General features: G+C 40.3%; 12 protein-coding genes. 5 read left to right on the forward strand and 7 right to left on the reverse strand.

All coding sequences use genetic code 11. The features are described 5' to 3' along the window. Positions 1–17 precede the first annotated feature (17 nt). The 4 genes from Q0N70_RS05060 to Q0N70_RS05075 form a co-directional block, all read right to left on the reverse strand. On the reverse strand, positions 18–1259 hold the full coding sequence (locus tag Q0N70_RS05060; RefSeq protein ID WP_294014468.1) for a phenylacetate--CoA ligase family protein: 1242 nt from the start codon (positions 1257–1259) through the stop codon (positions 18–20). Continuing rightward, positions 1256–1840, reverse strand: coding sequence for an indolepyruvate oxidoreductase subunit beta (locus Q0N70_RS05065; RefSeq protein WP_294014470.1), 585 nt, complete (start codon positions 1838–1840; stop codon positions 1256–1258). The genes Q0N70_RS05060 and Q0N70_RS05065 overlap by 4 nt, the downstream gene beginning before the upstream one ends. Before the next feature lie 11 nt (positions 1841–1851). After that, the gene (gene iorA, locus Q0N70_RS05070) at positions 1852–3678 is read right to left on the reverse strand and encodes an indolepyruvate ferredoxin oxidoreductase subunit alpha (RefSeq protein WP_294014472.1); all 1827 of its coding nucleotides are present in this window, start codon (positions 3676–3678) and stop codon (positions 1852–1854) included. 161 nt (positions 3679–3839) lie between these two features. Beyond that, positions 3840–4289 carry a hypothetical protein gene (locus Q0N70_RS05075; protein WP_294014474.1) on the reverse strand — a complete coding sequence of 150 codons (450 nt, stop codon included), beginning with the start codon at positions 4287–4289 and terminating at the stop codon, positions 3840–3842. 262 nt (positions 4290–4551) lie between these two features. On the opposite strand from Q0N70_RS05075, the gene Q0N70_RS05080 reads away from it, so the two are divergent. From Q0N70_RS05080 to Q0N70_RS05100, 5 genes are all read left to right on the forward strand, one after another. Beyond that, on the forward strand, positions 4552–6222 hold the full coding sequence (locus tag Q0N70_RS05080) for an Hsp70 family protein (protein WP_294014476.1): 1671 nt from the start codon (positions 4552–4554) through the stop codon (positions 6220–6222). 30 nt (positions 6223–6252) lie between these two features. Beyond that, positions 6253–8289 (forward strand): lytic transglycosylase domain-containing protein, encoded by a 2037-nt coding sequence (locus Q0N70_RS05085; protein ID WP_294014478.1) that lies wholly within the window; start codon positions 6253–6255, stop codon positions 8287–8289. Positions 8290–8365: 76 nt separating this feature from the next. Further along, on the forward strand, positions 8366–10096 hold the full coding sequence (locus Q0N70_RS05090; RefSeq protein WP_294014480.1) for a cation:proton antiporter: 1731 nt from the start codon (positions 8366–8368) through the stop codon (positions 10094–10096). A 73-nt stretch (positions 10097–10169) separates the two neighbouring features. Continuing rightward, positions 10170–10406 (forward strand): NifU family protein, encoded by a 237-nt coding sequence (locus Q0N70_RS05095; protein WP_273353452.1) that lies wholly within the window; start codon positions 10170–10172, stop codon positions 10404–10406. A gap of 3 nt (positions 10407–10409) precedes the next feature. Further along, the gene (locus tag Q0N70_RS05100; RefSeq protein ID WP_294014483.1) at positions 10410–10955 is read left to right on the forward strand and encodes a peptidylprolyl isomerase; all 546 of its coding nucleotides are present in this window, start codon (positions 10410–10412) and stop codon (positions 10953–10955) included. Here Q0N70_RS05100 and Q0N70_RS05105 read toward each other — a convergent pair. Genes Q0N70_RS05105 through Q0N70_RS05115 form a run of 3 tightly spaced genes read right to left on the reverse strand, consistent with a single transcriptional unit; the run spans position 10952 to position 13447 of the window. Further along, complete coding sequence (locus Q0N70_RS05105) at positions 10952–11527, reverse strand: shikimate kinase (RefSeq protein WP_294014485.1); 576 nt, start codon at positions 11525–11527, stop codon at positions 10952–10954. The genes Q0N70_RS05100 and Q0N70_RS05105 overlap by 4 nt on opposite strands. Positions 11528–11530: 3 nt before the next feature. Continuing rightward, positions 11531–12253, reverse strand: coding sequence for an SAM-dependent methyltransferase (locus Q0N70_RS05110; protein WP_294014487.1), 723 nt, complete (start codon positions 12251–12253; stop codon positions 11531–11533). 6 nt (positions 12254–12259) lie between these two features. After that, positions 12260–13447, reverse strand: coding sequence for a TraB/GumN family protein (locus tag Q0N70_RS05115; RefSeq protein ID WP_294014489.1), 1188 nt, complete (start codon positions 13445–13447; stop codon positions 12260–12262). Positions 13448–13451 lie beyond the last annotated feature (4 nt).

Below are 13451 nucleotides of genomic sequence, written 5' to 3' on the forward strand. Positions count from 1 at the left end.
TTGTTGCAAACTCTATTTCAGTTGTCGCGGTAGTCGGTTACGCGCTTTGTTTTCTTTTCGCTGCGTGGAAGAGTGCCGACCGGAACAATTGTAATTTTTGGAGTTACACCGATTTTCGACTTGAACATTTCACCAATTTTTTTTGCGGTTTCTTCAAAGTTCACTCTGCCCTCGGCTTCAGCAGTAAGAATCATAATGTCCTTGTTGATTTCATCGTCATGCGCAATCGCAATTGAATATTCGCTTGAAACTCCGTCAACATTTTGCAGCAATTCTTCAACTTGGCTTGGGAACATATTCACGCCGTGAACTTTAAACATATCGTCGCTTCTTCCCTTTATCATGTCGATTCTCGGATAGCATCTTCCGCAGCTGCATTTTTCAGGAATGATTCTTGAAATGTCGTGCGTTCTGAATCTTAAAAGCGGCGCGCCTTCCTTTACAAGAGTTGTAATTACGATTTCGCCTTCTTCTCCGTCCGGTAAATTTTTTCCAGTTTTCGGATCGATTATTTCTATATAAATGTAATCGTCCCAATAATGAATGCCGCTTTCTTTTTCGCAGTTGATTCCAATTCCCGGTCCGTAAATTTCTGTAAGTCCGTAAATGTCGTAAAGCTCAATTCCAAGTTCGTCTTTGATATACTTGCGCATTTTTTTTGACCAGCGTTCAGAACCGAACACGCCTTTCTTCAAATAAATTTTATCTTTAAGTCCGCGCTTGTTGATTTCTTCCGCAAGCAAAAGTGCATAAGAAGAAGTCGCCGTGATTACAGTTGATTTTAAATCCTGCATCATCTGAAGCTGTTTTTCTGTATTGCCCGGTCCCATCGGAATTGCCATTGCGCCAAGCTTTTCGCATCCAGCCTGAAATCCAATTCCCGCTGTCCAAAGTCCGTAGCCCGGCGTAATCTGGATTCTGTCCTTTTTTGTGATTCCGGCAGTTTCGTAGCAGCGCGCAAACATAATCGCCCAGTCGTCAACATCTTTTGCAGTGTACGGAATTATAACCGGCTTTCCTGTTGTTCCAGACGATGAATGGATTCTAACAATTTCTTCATCTGGAACAGCCTGAATTCCAAGCGGATATGCATTGCGCAAATCGTCCTTGCTGGAAAATGGAAGTGCCTCAAATTCTTCCTGACTTGAAACGCCGGTAATTTTTTTTTCTTTCAAAATTTTTCCGTAGTAACTGTCGCCTGCAATAAGACGTTTAATTTGCTTGTCAACTTGAGCAAGCTGCTTTTCATTCAATTTCATATTTTTCCTCCAAAACCTTTTTCCAATGCTTTTATGTTGATTTCTACCAACGCTGGCTTTACCGTTGTTTTTAAAGCTTCCTTTATTTTTTCTATGCTGATTCCGTTTATTCCGCGTGAAGCCGCCGCGCCCAAAAGAATTGTGTTTACAACTTTTGAAGTACCAAGCTCGCAGCAAATTTTTTCTGAATCAACAACGCAGACAGAACCGCAGTTTTTATTCAGGAATTCCAGAAGCGAATTTTCATCAGCTGAATTTTCCTTTCCGGCGCAAGCAGAAGACACCGTAATTTTTTTATTCACAACAATTGTTCCTCCGCGTTTTAAATACTGAATATTTCTTACAGCTTCTGTCATTTCAAAAGAAATAATCATGTCCGCCTGACCAAGCGGAATCAGAGGCGACCAGCAGTTTTCTCCGATTCTAACGTGGCTTACGACTGAACCGCCGCGCTGAGCCATTCCAATCGTTTCCGCAGAGTGAACCGTAAGCCCGCAAAGAAGTGCCGCCTGATCCAAAAGTTTCGCGGCAAGAACAGTTCCCTGTCCGCCGATTCCGCATATCAAAATATTTACACTCATTTTTTCCGCCTTTATTTTTTTGAAGCAATCGCATTTACCGGGCAAATCTGCGAGCACAATGAACAGCCCGTGCAGAGCGATGAATCGATTTGCGCTTTTTTGCCGTTCATGCCGAGCGCGGGACATCCGATTTCGTTTATGCACTTTTTGCAGCCGACGCATTTTTCATTTTCAATGCAAAGAGCGGGTTTTCTGAATTCCTTGAATTCTTCCTTGCGCAAAAGGGCGATGCAAGGAGACTTGAAAATAACTGCGCTCACTCCCTCATGCGAATCGCATTTCTTCACCGCCGCAATGCTTTCCTCCAAGTCAAACGGATTCACCGTAATAACAGGCTCAACTCCGACCGCCTTGAGGATTTTTTCGATGCTGATTTTTTCCGTGATTTCGCCCATCATCGTAACGCCTGTTCCGGGATGAGGCTGATGTCCTGTCATCGCAGTTGTGGAATTGTCCAAAATGCAGATTGTCTGACGCGCCTGATTGTAGACCGCATTAACAACGCCTGTGATTCCCGAAGCGAAAAAAGTCGAGTCGCCGATAAATGAAAAGCAGTGCCTGTCGTTTTCCGCATGAAAAAATCCCTGCGCCATGGTTATGTCCGCGCCCATGCAGAGGCAGGTGTCGCACATATCAAGCGGTTTGGCGTTTCCCAAAGTGTAGCACCCGATGTCGCCGCAGTAGACTGTCTTCTCGCCTTTCATCGCCTGCTTTACCGCATAGAAACTTGCACGGTGAGGACAGCCCGCGCACAGAACCGGAGGACGCACAGGAAGAGGCGGAAGCTCAATTTTATTTTCTGAAAGTTCAAGGCCAAGAAATTTTGCAATCACCTGCTTTGCAATTTCCACAGAATATTCTCCGGCTTCTGGAATTTCTTTTGTGAGCTTTCCGTGGATTTTATTTTCAAGATGATTTTTTCCGCACAACTTTAAAAGCTCGTTTTCAATAACCGGGTCAAGCTCTTCAATTACAAGAACTTCTTCTACGTCCGCTAAAAAACTTTTTGCAAGATCAGTCGGAAACGGATAAGGCGTTCCGATTTTTAAAACCGGAATATTTTTTTCACCAAGAATTTCCAAAGCTTCCTTTGCATAGCAATAGCTCACGCCGCTTGTAACAATTCCCTTTTTACTTTTTGGAATTTTGTTTTCTATAAAATTAAATTTGCTTTTTGAAAATTCAGACGGAAGAATAAATTCGTTACGCTCAAAAATCTGCTTGTGGTTCAAAAAAGATGTACGCGGAAAAATTACCCAGCGGCTTGTGTCCTTTTCAAATCCTTCAATTTTTTTTGCTTTTGGAAGCTCCGGGATTTCCATGCTTGCGTATCCGTGGTCAACTCTTGTTGTGGGACGAAGCAATACCGGCGTATTGTATCTTTCAGAAAATTCAAATGCCTGCTGAATCATCTCAAAGGCTTCTTCCGGCGAGCTTGGATCAAAAACTGGAATCTTTGAAAATGCGCCGTACATTCTTGTGTCCTGCTCTGTCTGCGAGCTGATTGGTCCGGGATCGTCCGCGCTTACAATTACCATTCCGCCTTTTACGCCAACGTAGGAAAGACACATTGCAGGGTCGCCGGCAACATTCAGTCCAACTTGCTTCATTGTGACTAAAGTTCGCGCACCGCAATACGAAGCTCCAGCCGCAACTTCAAGAGCTGCTTTTTCATTGACCGACCATTCAACGTAGGCTCCGGTCTGCTTTATGTATTTTGCCGCAAATTCTATTATCTCTGATGAAGGCGTTCCCGGATAGCCGGAAATTACATTTACCCCGGCACAAATCGCGCCCAAGGCAATCGCCTCGTTTCCCATTATCATTTTCTTTGACATTGCGAAAAACCTCAAAAAGATTAAAAAGTGTATGTATCTTTTTATAGTAACATGAATATGCGGCTTTTACAATAGAAAATTTTAAAGATAAAAAAGGCTGCCAATTGCTTGAAGTGAATTTCAAGAACTGACAGCCTAAAAATTATTCCGTGAAGAAAAAGTTATTTTTTAATCCAAGCAGAAAGCTCACCATCACCATCAATAGAACTCATTGTATTTCCATTGATTGTAGCTTTCAAAACAAAATAAGAAGCATATTCTGCAGGAACATCAACAAGGTCTAATGATTCAGAATCATCAAGCACGCCTTTTACAATCTTCTTTATTGTTATTACAATATTTCCATCTTTTGTAGTATCGCCAGTATAAGTTCCTGTTGCAAAATTAATATTTACTCCTTCAGAAGAGTCTACTACTTTAAATGTGCTGTCATCATAGAAATAAATTGTTTCTGTCATAACAGAATCATCATCTTCATCCACTTCTTGAGTGTACCAAGTTGTTACAACGCTTGGATCGTCGTCGTCATCATCGTCATCTTTGCAGCCTACAAATGCAATCGCAAGAACCATAGCCGCCAATACAGCTGAAATTTTAGCAAACTTTCTCATAAGTTTACTCCTTTAAAAATAGATTACGCTGAAAAAAATTCAGCAGCCTCCATTGTACCCCCCCCCGGGATTTGTCAAGTACTTTTATAAATTTTTGTTAAATTTTTTCTGATGCAATTTTTATAGGATTATCGGGTCAAGCCCGACAATGACGACATCTGTTCCTGCAATTTCCTTGGTACTGACAATTTTTCCCCTAAACAACCGCTTTGTTTTTTCCGAAAATCAGAACAAGGGAATCTTTTTATTCAGAGGGTGCAATATGAAGTCTATTGGAATAAAACTCGCAGACGGAACTTTCTATCCGCTTTTGGAAGAAGGCAATCCAGAAAAGAAAACTATTGACTTGACAACGGTCATGGACAACCAGACAAAAGTTCAGGTCGATGTATATAGAACAGAAACTGGAACGCTCGAAGGCGCAGAATATGTTGATACGCTTGAAATTACAAATTTGAATCCGCATCAGAACGGAGAGCCAACTTTGTGCCTTGCAATCGACGTGGACAAAAACAACGAGCTTTCCGCAGAAATCCGCGACCTTGAAACTGGAAAGAAAAGCGAAATCCAAGTTACCCTCGCATCCCGCACTCATTCAGAGGCAAACCAGCCAGAAAAAATTCCCCAGGAAGAAGAACCGCCAGTTACAATTTCTGACAGCGATCTTGCGAATGCAGGACTTGCAGATTTTGTTGCAGAACAGGCAAAAAAAACAAATGACGATGACTTTCATTTTGATGACCTGAATAATTCAGAGCCTCAGACTGAGCCAGAATCTTCCGCAGATGAAGAAATTTTTGGCAAGGACAGTTTGGATCTTCCAGAATTTCCTTCAGATGCAAATGAAGAAATTTCTGCGGATTCATTTCTTGATGAAGATGATGACAAAACTTTCGTGCCGGACAACACAAAGCTTCATCCTGAAATTGAAGAAATGGAAAATTTTGAAACAGAAATTTTTGAAGAGCCAGACACAGACATTCAGGAAGAATTTACAGACGAGCCTATAGAAGCAGAAGAACAAGAAATTCCAGAGCAGGAAATTTCAGAAATTCCTTCAGAAGAAAATGTGATTGACGTTGACCACACAGAAGTTGAAGCTCCTGATGACCAGACAGAAATAAACGGTCTGCCGGATTTTGACAGCACGGAATCAGTTGAAGACGAAGAGCCAGCAGAACCGGCAGAGCCTGAAACTCAAGTTTCCGAAGAAAACAACGAGCTGCCTGATTTTGATGACACAGAATTTTCGCTTCCAGATTTTGAGGATGAAAAAACAGAAGAGCCTCTTTCTGATGATGATTTTTCTCTTCCACCGGAATTTGATGATGAGCCAGAAATTCCGCAAGAAAACGAAGAGCAGCCAAAAGATCCGACATTTCAGCCAAACACAAATATGTTCAGCAATCTTTACGACAAAGAAACAATGCAAGGCTCCTCATCTTCATACAGCGAAGAAGACGAAATAAAAAGAAAAACAAAAGCGCCAGTAATAATCTGCGTAGTCTGCGCAATAATCTGCGTGATTGCGGCTCTCCTTGTGCTTTTTGTAATTCCTTCCAAGCTGAATATTTTTGGAAAGCACACTGAAAAAATTTCTGAGCAGGAACAAGTAACAAATCTTCCTTCTGAAGAAATTAATCAGCAAACAGAAATCGCAGAGCTTCCGCCTGAACCAGAGCCAATTCCTGCAAAAGAAGATGAAATTGTAATTGCAGAAATTCCTGAAGCTGTTGTGCCAGAACCGCCAGCTCCGGCTCCAGAACCAATTGAAGACATCCGCTACAAAATTGTCTGGGGAGACACTTTGTGGGACATTTCAAATGCCTACTATAAAACTCCATGGAAATACAAGCGGATTGCAAATTACAACGGCATAAAAAATCCTGACCATATTATTTCAGGACACTGGATTCTTATTCCGGCGGAGTAATTTTTTGGCATTTAGCTTTTTATATTATTGATGAAAAAAATACGTGTATTTATTTCCTGCCTGATTGTCTTAGTGAGCTTTACAGGATTTGGATGCGCACAAAATAATTCTCTGCAAAAAAAGTATGGTCAAGATTCCGCATATTTTATGGCACTTCTTTCTCTTGAAAACGGAAATGAGCGTCAGGCGGAACATCTTTTAAAACAAGCTGAAAAAAAAGCGTCTCCATTAATTGCAAGACGTTCAATGGAAAAACTTTCACAGTTTGGAAATGTTCAGGAACGCATAAACAGAAGCTACAGTTTATACAAAAAATTTCCAGATGAAGAAACCAAACTTGCAGTCGCAAAAGAATTTTTTAAAAACAAAGAATATGCAAGAGTAATCCGCCTCACAGAAAAAATCGATTTGAAAAGCTGCCTGAATGAAACCGCATATTACAGGCTTTCTTCAATGCAGAAAAAAAATGACTCAAGATTCAGCAAGGATTTTTTTGAGTGGTGCGTTTCAAGAACATTTTCTGATTTACATTACAAGCTTTTTTGCGAAACATTCAAATCCGAAGAAACAGAAGAATCAAATGTTATTCAGTTGCGTGCTGATATTTTTACAAAAAATTATGTCGCCGCATATTCAAATGCAAAATCAATTCTTGAAAATAAAAAATTTCTTTTGCCGCAAATTTTAAGCGATGCAGGAAAAGTGTTTTTGTACGGCTCAAACAATTTTTTTTCAAATGCACTTTATCTTGATTCCATAAAAAAGAATTTGCCGGACGACTGCAAATTTTATGCCAGTTTTTATTCAGGACGGCTTTACGACAAAGCTGATTCCTACAAAACAAGAGCACTGAACAGATTTGTTTTTGCAATGCAGGAATCTTTATCAGACGGAAATTTTGACAACGCGCTTTGGTATTATTTAAATTGCCTTTTAAAAATTTCAGTTCCAAGAACAATCGATGCAATTGAGCAATATAGAGGCGAATGGAAAAATCCTTCTTACTTTGATGATTTTTTTGAAACGCTTTCTGTGCGGCTTCTTTCACTTCATGCTTGGAATGATTTTTTTAAAACCGCAGATTTAATTTATGGAAAAGCAAGTCCGGAAATTTCTGCAAAGTATTCATACATTTCCGCCCGGCTCATTCAGGAAAATTTTATAAAGCCTTCAAAAGAAAAATCAGGAGAAGAGCAAAGACTTTTTTCGCAGGCACTTCAAAGCGGAAGCGACTTGTACTACAGATTTCTTGCAATAAAAAATTTGGAGCTGGACAAAACAAAAGCAGAAGAAATTATTTTTTCCGCGGGAAACAAAAAAGAAATTCAGCCAGATTCAAAAGCAGAAAAACTTTTGCTTGGCTATGCGGATTTCGGACTTAAAGAATTTATTTATCCTGAATATCAAAGGCTTCAAGACAAAATCGGAATGGAATGCACGGAAAAAATTGCAGAGTTTTTAAGCCAGTGCGGAAAAGAACAAGAAAGCATCCGAATTGCTTCCCGAAGGTTGTTTTCAAAAGATCAGGATTTTCAAAAAAAACTTCTGGAGCTTTCATTTCCGCAGTATTTTAAAGAGAGCGTTCAAAAATATTGCCAGGATTTTTCGCAGCCGGAATATCTTCTTTACGGACTAATCAGAAGCGAAAGTTTTTTTAATCCGAATGCAAAAAGCAATGCAGGCGCAAAAGGCCTTACGCAACTTATGGAAGGAACTGCCGCGGATGTTGCACGAAAACTTAAAGTGGCGCAATTCGATTTAACAGACAGCGCGACAAATATAAGGTTTGGCTCATTTTATCTTGAAGAACTTAGGCGCAGGCTTGACGGCTCTTCCATACTTGCAATTCTTTCTTACAACGGCGGAATCTCAAGAGTTCGTTCCTGGGTAAAAAGCGCGAATCTTGAATTCGGAACTTCAGCCTTGCCACGGGATTTATTTTTAGAAGCGATTCCATTTTCAGAAACAAGAGAATACGGACGCAAAGTTGTTTCAGCGGCGGCAATGTACGGTTATCTTTACTACGGACTAAGCACATCGCAAGTTGTTGAAGAAATTATGAAATGAAACTAGAATACATTTCGCTTTTAAAAAATTCTAAAATTTTTCAATTCCTTTTAATTTTATAAACGGAGACAAAATTATGACTGACCCGTTTGCACAGGTTCTGCCGCAGGCATTTCATTTTTCGCATTTGCAAGGAACACAGTTTGTTCTTTTGCTCGGAATCATTATGTTCTTTGGCGCGCTCGGCGGACGCATTTTTCAAAAACTGAAAATTCCGCAGGTCGTAGGATATATTGTAATCGGAATTTTAATCGGCTCTTCAGGCTTTCAAATTCTTCGGATTGAAACAATCATCGCATTAAATCCAGTAAACACAATCGCGCTTTCTTTAATAGGATTTTTAATCGGCGCAGAACTAAAAATCGATGTAATAAAAAAATACGGCAAGCAGTTCGTTGGAATTTTAATTGGCGAATCTGTAACTCCATTTTTTGTTGTTGGATTTTTTGTTACTTTAGTCGCATACATTTTTATGAAAGATTTCAAAACTGCAATTTCTTTCGGACTGATTCTTGGAGCAATATGCGCGGCAACAGCACCGGCGGCAACAACTGATGTTTTAAAAGAATACAGAACACGCGGACCTTTAACAACAACAACTCTTGGAATTGTCGCAATGGATGATGCGGTTGCGCTGATTTTGTACGCAGTTGCATCTACGGTTGTTTCACCTTTGCTTGGCGGACAAGGGCAGTCGTTTGGAATGCAGATGCTGAATATTGCAAAAGACATCTTCGGTTCTATTATAGCCGGAAGCATTTTTGGCGCGCTTGTAACTTTTGTTGTAAAAAATCTTATGAAAGATGAAGGCAGAGTTCTTTCGTTCGGACTTGGAGGACTTTTTCTTTCCACAGGAGTCTGCATAATTTTAGGACTAGACAACATTCTTGCCGCAATGTCTTTGGGATTTTTTATGGTGAACTTCGCTCCTGCAAAAACACGCCCAATATTCAGCCTTGTTGAAAAATTCACGCCGCCAATTTACGTTTTGTTTTTTGTGCTTGTTGGCGCAAAACTGAACATTTGGGTTGTTACACCAGTCTTGGGAATTCTTGCAATTGTTTATGTTTCAGGAAGAACTTTAGGCAAATCCATAGGCGCTCGTCTTGGCGCAAAGATAACAAAAGCTCCGCAGACAGTCCACGACTTTTTGCCATGGTGTCTTTTAAGCCAGGCCGGAGTCGCAATCGGACTTAGCATTGCAGCCAGCAACGATTTTGAAAATTCAATCGGGCCTTCTATAATACTTATAATCACGGCGACAACTTTTATCGTTCAGCTGATTGGTCCAGTCTGCGTAAAACATGGCGTTACAAAAGCCGGCGAAGTTGGTCTTGCCATAACAGAAGATGACATTTTGAAATCCTCAAAAGTAAAAGACATTACTTGGGGAAGTGAAAAAATTTGCTGCGCCGACAGCCACGCAATTGTCAGTGAAACAGAAAAAATCTGCCATATACTTAAAAATTTTGAAACTCACCACAACCAGTCATTTGCAGTCGCTTCAAGTGAATCTGGAAAACTTTCCGGCATAATCACGCTTGAGCATTTAAAAGAAACTCTCATGATTGGAGAATTTGCAGACACACTTCTCGCTGTTGACATTATGGACAAACCTGTTTGCACTTGCAGCCCTGAAGATTCGCTTCCCGATGTCTATAAAAAATTCAGCGACGCAGATACGGAATCAATGCCGATTGTAGACAACGACGGAAAGCCTCTTGGCATTATGGAAAAGTTTGCCGCTGACCATTATCTTCACACAAGAATTCTTGAAATAAACCGCAAGCTTGAAAACATGGCATAAACTGAAAAAGTGAATCATTGCATAAATCTGCCAAATTTTGTATCTTTAGAAAAATAAAATTTTAGAGGTAGAAATGGCAGACGAAGCTCTCATTGCAAAAGTAAAAGAAACTTTGGAAGCATTCCGCCCGCAGCTTAATGCAGACGGCGGCGACATGGAATTTATAAATATCGATGATGAAAATAAAGTTCATCTAAAACTCACTGGAGCTTGCGGTTCATGTCCAATGGCAACAATGACTCTTAAAATGGGAATCGAACGCTACTTAAAAGAAACCTGCCCCGAAATTTCCGAAGTTGTACAGGACTAAGCGATGACAGTTGAAAACGACAAATATGTTTCTATCCATTATGTATTGAAAAATGATGAAGGAGCAGTCCTCGATTCTTCCACTGAAAAAACTTTGGATTATGTTCATGGGCGTGGCTATCTTTTACCTAAGCTGGAAGAGCAGTTGGCTGGAAAAAATCCCGGAGATAAATTCAACGTAGTTCTTGAACCGAAAGACGGCTACGGAGAATATAGAAAAGAACTTGTTACAGATGTTGACCGTTCAAGTTTTGAAGACGGAGTTCCTATAGAAGTTGGAATGGCTTTTCAAGCGATGACAGCTTCCGGACCTCAAATTGTTCGTGTTACAAAAATCAGCGATGATAAAATAACAGTTGACGCAAACCATGAGCTTGCAGGAACAAGACTTCATTTTGAAATTGAAATTGCAGACGTACGCAATGCAACAGAAGAAGAACTGAATCCTCCATCTTGCGGTTGCGGCGGAAATTGCAGCGGTGGCTGTGGAGGCGAATGTTCAGACGGAGGCTGCGGCAACTGCGATGGAAACTGTGGCTGTGAAAACTAAACTTTAGAAGAAACAGCCTCTATTATTTTTGCAGCGTTTGATTCTTTTGAAGAGCCGGACATATCAATAACAACATCAGCCAGCTGTTCATAAATACATTCACGTTCAATAAAAAAGTCATGGAAAATTTTTTTTGCATCGGCTATTGAACGTGGATTTTTTTTTGCAATAAAAGCAGGAACATTTGAAAGAGTTCCATCTTGAGCAACAGAAATTTCCCTTAAAACACGAAAACTGGCAATTCTTTCTGGAGTCTTTAAAAAAACAAATGTTCCTATTTTTCTTAAAACATCGAGAGCTTTTTTATTTCCGCAGATTCCGCCGCCAGTCGCTATAACCGCATTTTTTTCAGCAGAAGAATTTATTTTTTCAAGCAAAAATGAACAGGCTTTTTCTTCAACATCTTGAAAACCTTCGTTTCCAAATTTTGTGTAAATCTGCCGCGGAGTTTTTCCTGTCATTTCTAAAATCACATCGTCCGTGTCAAAAAAAGGCACTGAAAGTTTTTTGCTTATTATGCGGCCTTGAGTTGATTTTCCGCAGTGCTTAATGCCCATTAAAACTATGCTCATTTTTCAGCTCCGGTAAATTAAAAAAATTGCTGGAACTTTATTTATAGGAGGCTCGCTTGCTTTTTTCCATTCAGCCACAGAAAGCGTCCTGATAAATTCCTGCTCAGTTGTAAGACCTGCCGCAACACAAACGCGGGTTTCATTCCGGCACGAATTCAAAATAGATTCCAGCATTTTTAAATTTCTATATGGAGCTTCTATAAAAAGCTGCGTCTGCTTTTCGTTCCAAGCGCGGTTTTCAAGCTGCCGTATTTTTGCGGCGCGTTCATTCGGCTTAACAGGAAGATAACCGTTAAATGCAAAGCTCTGGCCATTCAATCCGCTTGCCATTACAGCCATAATCATCGAAGACGGTCCGGAAAGCGGAACAACCTTCAAGCCTTTTTTTTGCGCCATTTCAACAACAGCAGCTCCAGGGTCGGCAACAGCAGGACATCCGGCTTCTGAAATAATTCCCATCGGAAGTTTTTTCTTTAAAAGCGGATCAAGATAATTTGAAATTCTTGCAAGGTCTGAATGCTCGTTAAGCTCAAGAAATTCAAGCGAATCAATATCAATCGATGAATCAGCAAGCTTTAAGAAACGGATTGCAGAACGGCGGTTTTCAACAATAAAATTCTTTATTCCGCGGATAATTTTGCGGTTGTATTCAGGCAGAACTTTCTGATATTCGGTTTCACCCAAAGTTACAGGAATAAGATAAAGCGCAGGCTCAATTTTTTCCATTGCAAATCACCGTGTAAAAATTGAAATAAAACTTGCGCCGCCAATAAAAGTTCCAATGCTGCTTCCAATTGAAGACAAAAAGAAAACAAGCAGAACGCGGAGAATTCTATTTTTATAAAAGCCTTTTACGCTCGAAGCATCAGCCTGCAAATTTTCCATATCCTCAACCGCCGGCTTTTTTACAAGAGCCTGAACAATTCCAGAAACAAATCCAATTCCAATAAACGGACAAAGCGAAGTGAACGGCGCGCCAACAGCAGAAACTAAAATTGCAAGAATGTGTCCGCCCGCAACAGCCGTTCCAATAGCCGCAAGAATTCCGTTCCACAAAACCCAGCTTCCAATCAAGTCCGCGCCTTTTTCAATTCCGCCAACAACAAAGCCCGCAACAATAAGTCCCAAAATCAAAATCGGAATTATCCAGGAAGCAACTTTTGCTCCAGCTGATTTTTCTGGAACTTTTTCAATTGCGCTTACATCAGGAATTTCTTTTCCAGCCGCAATTTTTTCAAGATGGGAAGAAACTCCAGGCAAATGTCCTGCTCCCAAAACTGCAAGAATATTTTTTTGCGGACAAGACCAAATTTTTGAAGCAAGATAAAAATCACGCTCATCAATCAGAACTTCTTTTACAGCCGGAAGATAAGACGAAAGCTCCTGCATCATTGTGTCCATTTCGCTGGACTGCTTTAAATTTTCAATTTCAGTTTCTGAAACTTCTTCCTTGGAAAAAGCAGTGGCAATGAGCAACGAAAGCAACTTGCATTTTCCCATAAAAGAATTTTTTGCCCAGGCACGGCGCAACGTAACTGTTACAGGACGGTCAACCATTATCTGCGGAATTCCAAGCTCCTTGGCTTTTTTGATTGCAGCCGCCATTTCGTCTCCGGGCTTTATTCCGGCGTCTTCTCCCATGCGTTTTTGATAAGCTGAAAGGACAATGTTCGCAAGCAAAAGAAATCCCTGCTTTTTCTTGAGGATTTCAATTATATCCATTTTTTTCCAGGACTCTTTATCCTCCATGTTTTTCAAGCGGTTTTCATCAAGCTCGATTGCAACAGAATCCGGTTTTTGCTCTTCAATTGCATTTTCAACTTCCGAAATGCTAGCTTTTGAAACGTGAGCTGTGCCAATGAGAATAAATTTTCTTCCATTAAGCTCAAGGATTTTTTGTGTTGACTTGTTTTCTTCCATAAAA

It is taken from the genome of uncultured Treponema sp. (assembly GCF_945873775.1).
Taxonomy (GTDB): domain Bacteria; phylum Spirochaetota; class Spirochaetia; order Treponematales; family Treponemataceae; genus Treponema_D.

Excerpts from the sequence above, each read along its gene's own strand:
- Q0N70_RS05075 (WP_294014474.1), bottom strand. The coding sequence starts at position 4,289 with ATGAGAAAGTTTGCTAAAATTTCAGCTGTATTGGCGGCTATGGTTCTT.
- Q0N70_RS05115 (WP_294014489.1), bottom strand. The coding sequence starts at position 13,447 with ATGGAAGAAAACAAGTCAACACAAAAAATCCTTGAGCTTAATGGAAGA.
- Q0N70_RS05090 (WP_294014480.1), top strand. The coding sequence starts at position 8,366 with ATGACTGACCCGTTTGCACAGGTTCTGCCGCAGGCATTTCATTTTTCG.
- Q0N70_RS05110 (WP_294014487.1), bottom strand. The coding sequence starts at position 12,253 with ATGGAAAAAATTGAGCCTGCGCTTTATCTTATTCCTGTAACTTTGGGT.
- Q0N70_RS05080 (WP_294014476.1), top strand. The coding sequence starts at position 4,552 with ATGAAGTCTATTGGAATAAAACTCGCAGACGGAACTTTCTATCCGCTT.
- Q0N70_RS05085 (WP_294014478.1), top strand. The coding sequence starts at position 6,253 with ATGAAAAAAATACGTGTATTTATTTCCTGCCTGATTGTCTTAGTGAGC.
- Q0N70_RS05100 (WP_294014483.1), top strand. The coding sequence starts at position 10,410 with ATGACAGTTGAAAACGACAAATATGTTTCTATCCATTATGTATTGAAA.
- iorA (WP_294014472.1), bottom strand. The coding sequence starts at position 3,678 with ATGTCAAAGAAAATGATAATGGGAAACGAGGCGATTGCCTTGGGCGCG.
- Q0N70_RS05065 (WP_294014470.1), bottom strand. The coding sequence starts at position 1,840 with ATGAGTGTAAATATTTTGATATGCGGAATCGGCGGACAGGGAACTGTT.
- Q0N70_RS05060 (WP_294014468.1), bottom strand. The coding sequence starts at position 1,259 with ATGAAATTGAATGAAAAGCAGCTTGCTCAAGTTGACAAGCAAATTAAA.
- Q0N70_RS05095 (WP_273353452.1), top strand. The coding sequence starts at position 10,170 with ATGGCAGACGAAGCTCTCATTGCAAAAGTAAAAGAAACTTTGGAAGCA.
- Q0N70_RS05105 (WP_294014485.1), bottom strand. The coding sequence starts at position 11,527 with ATGAGCATAGTTTTAATGGGCATTAAGCACTGCGGAAAATCAACTCAA.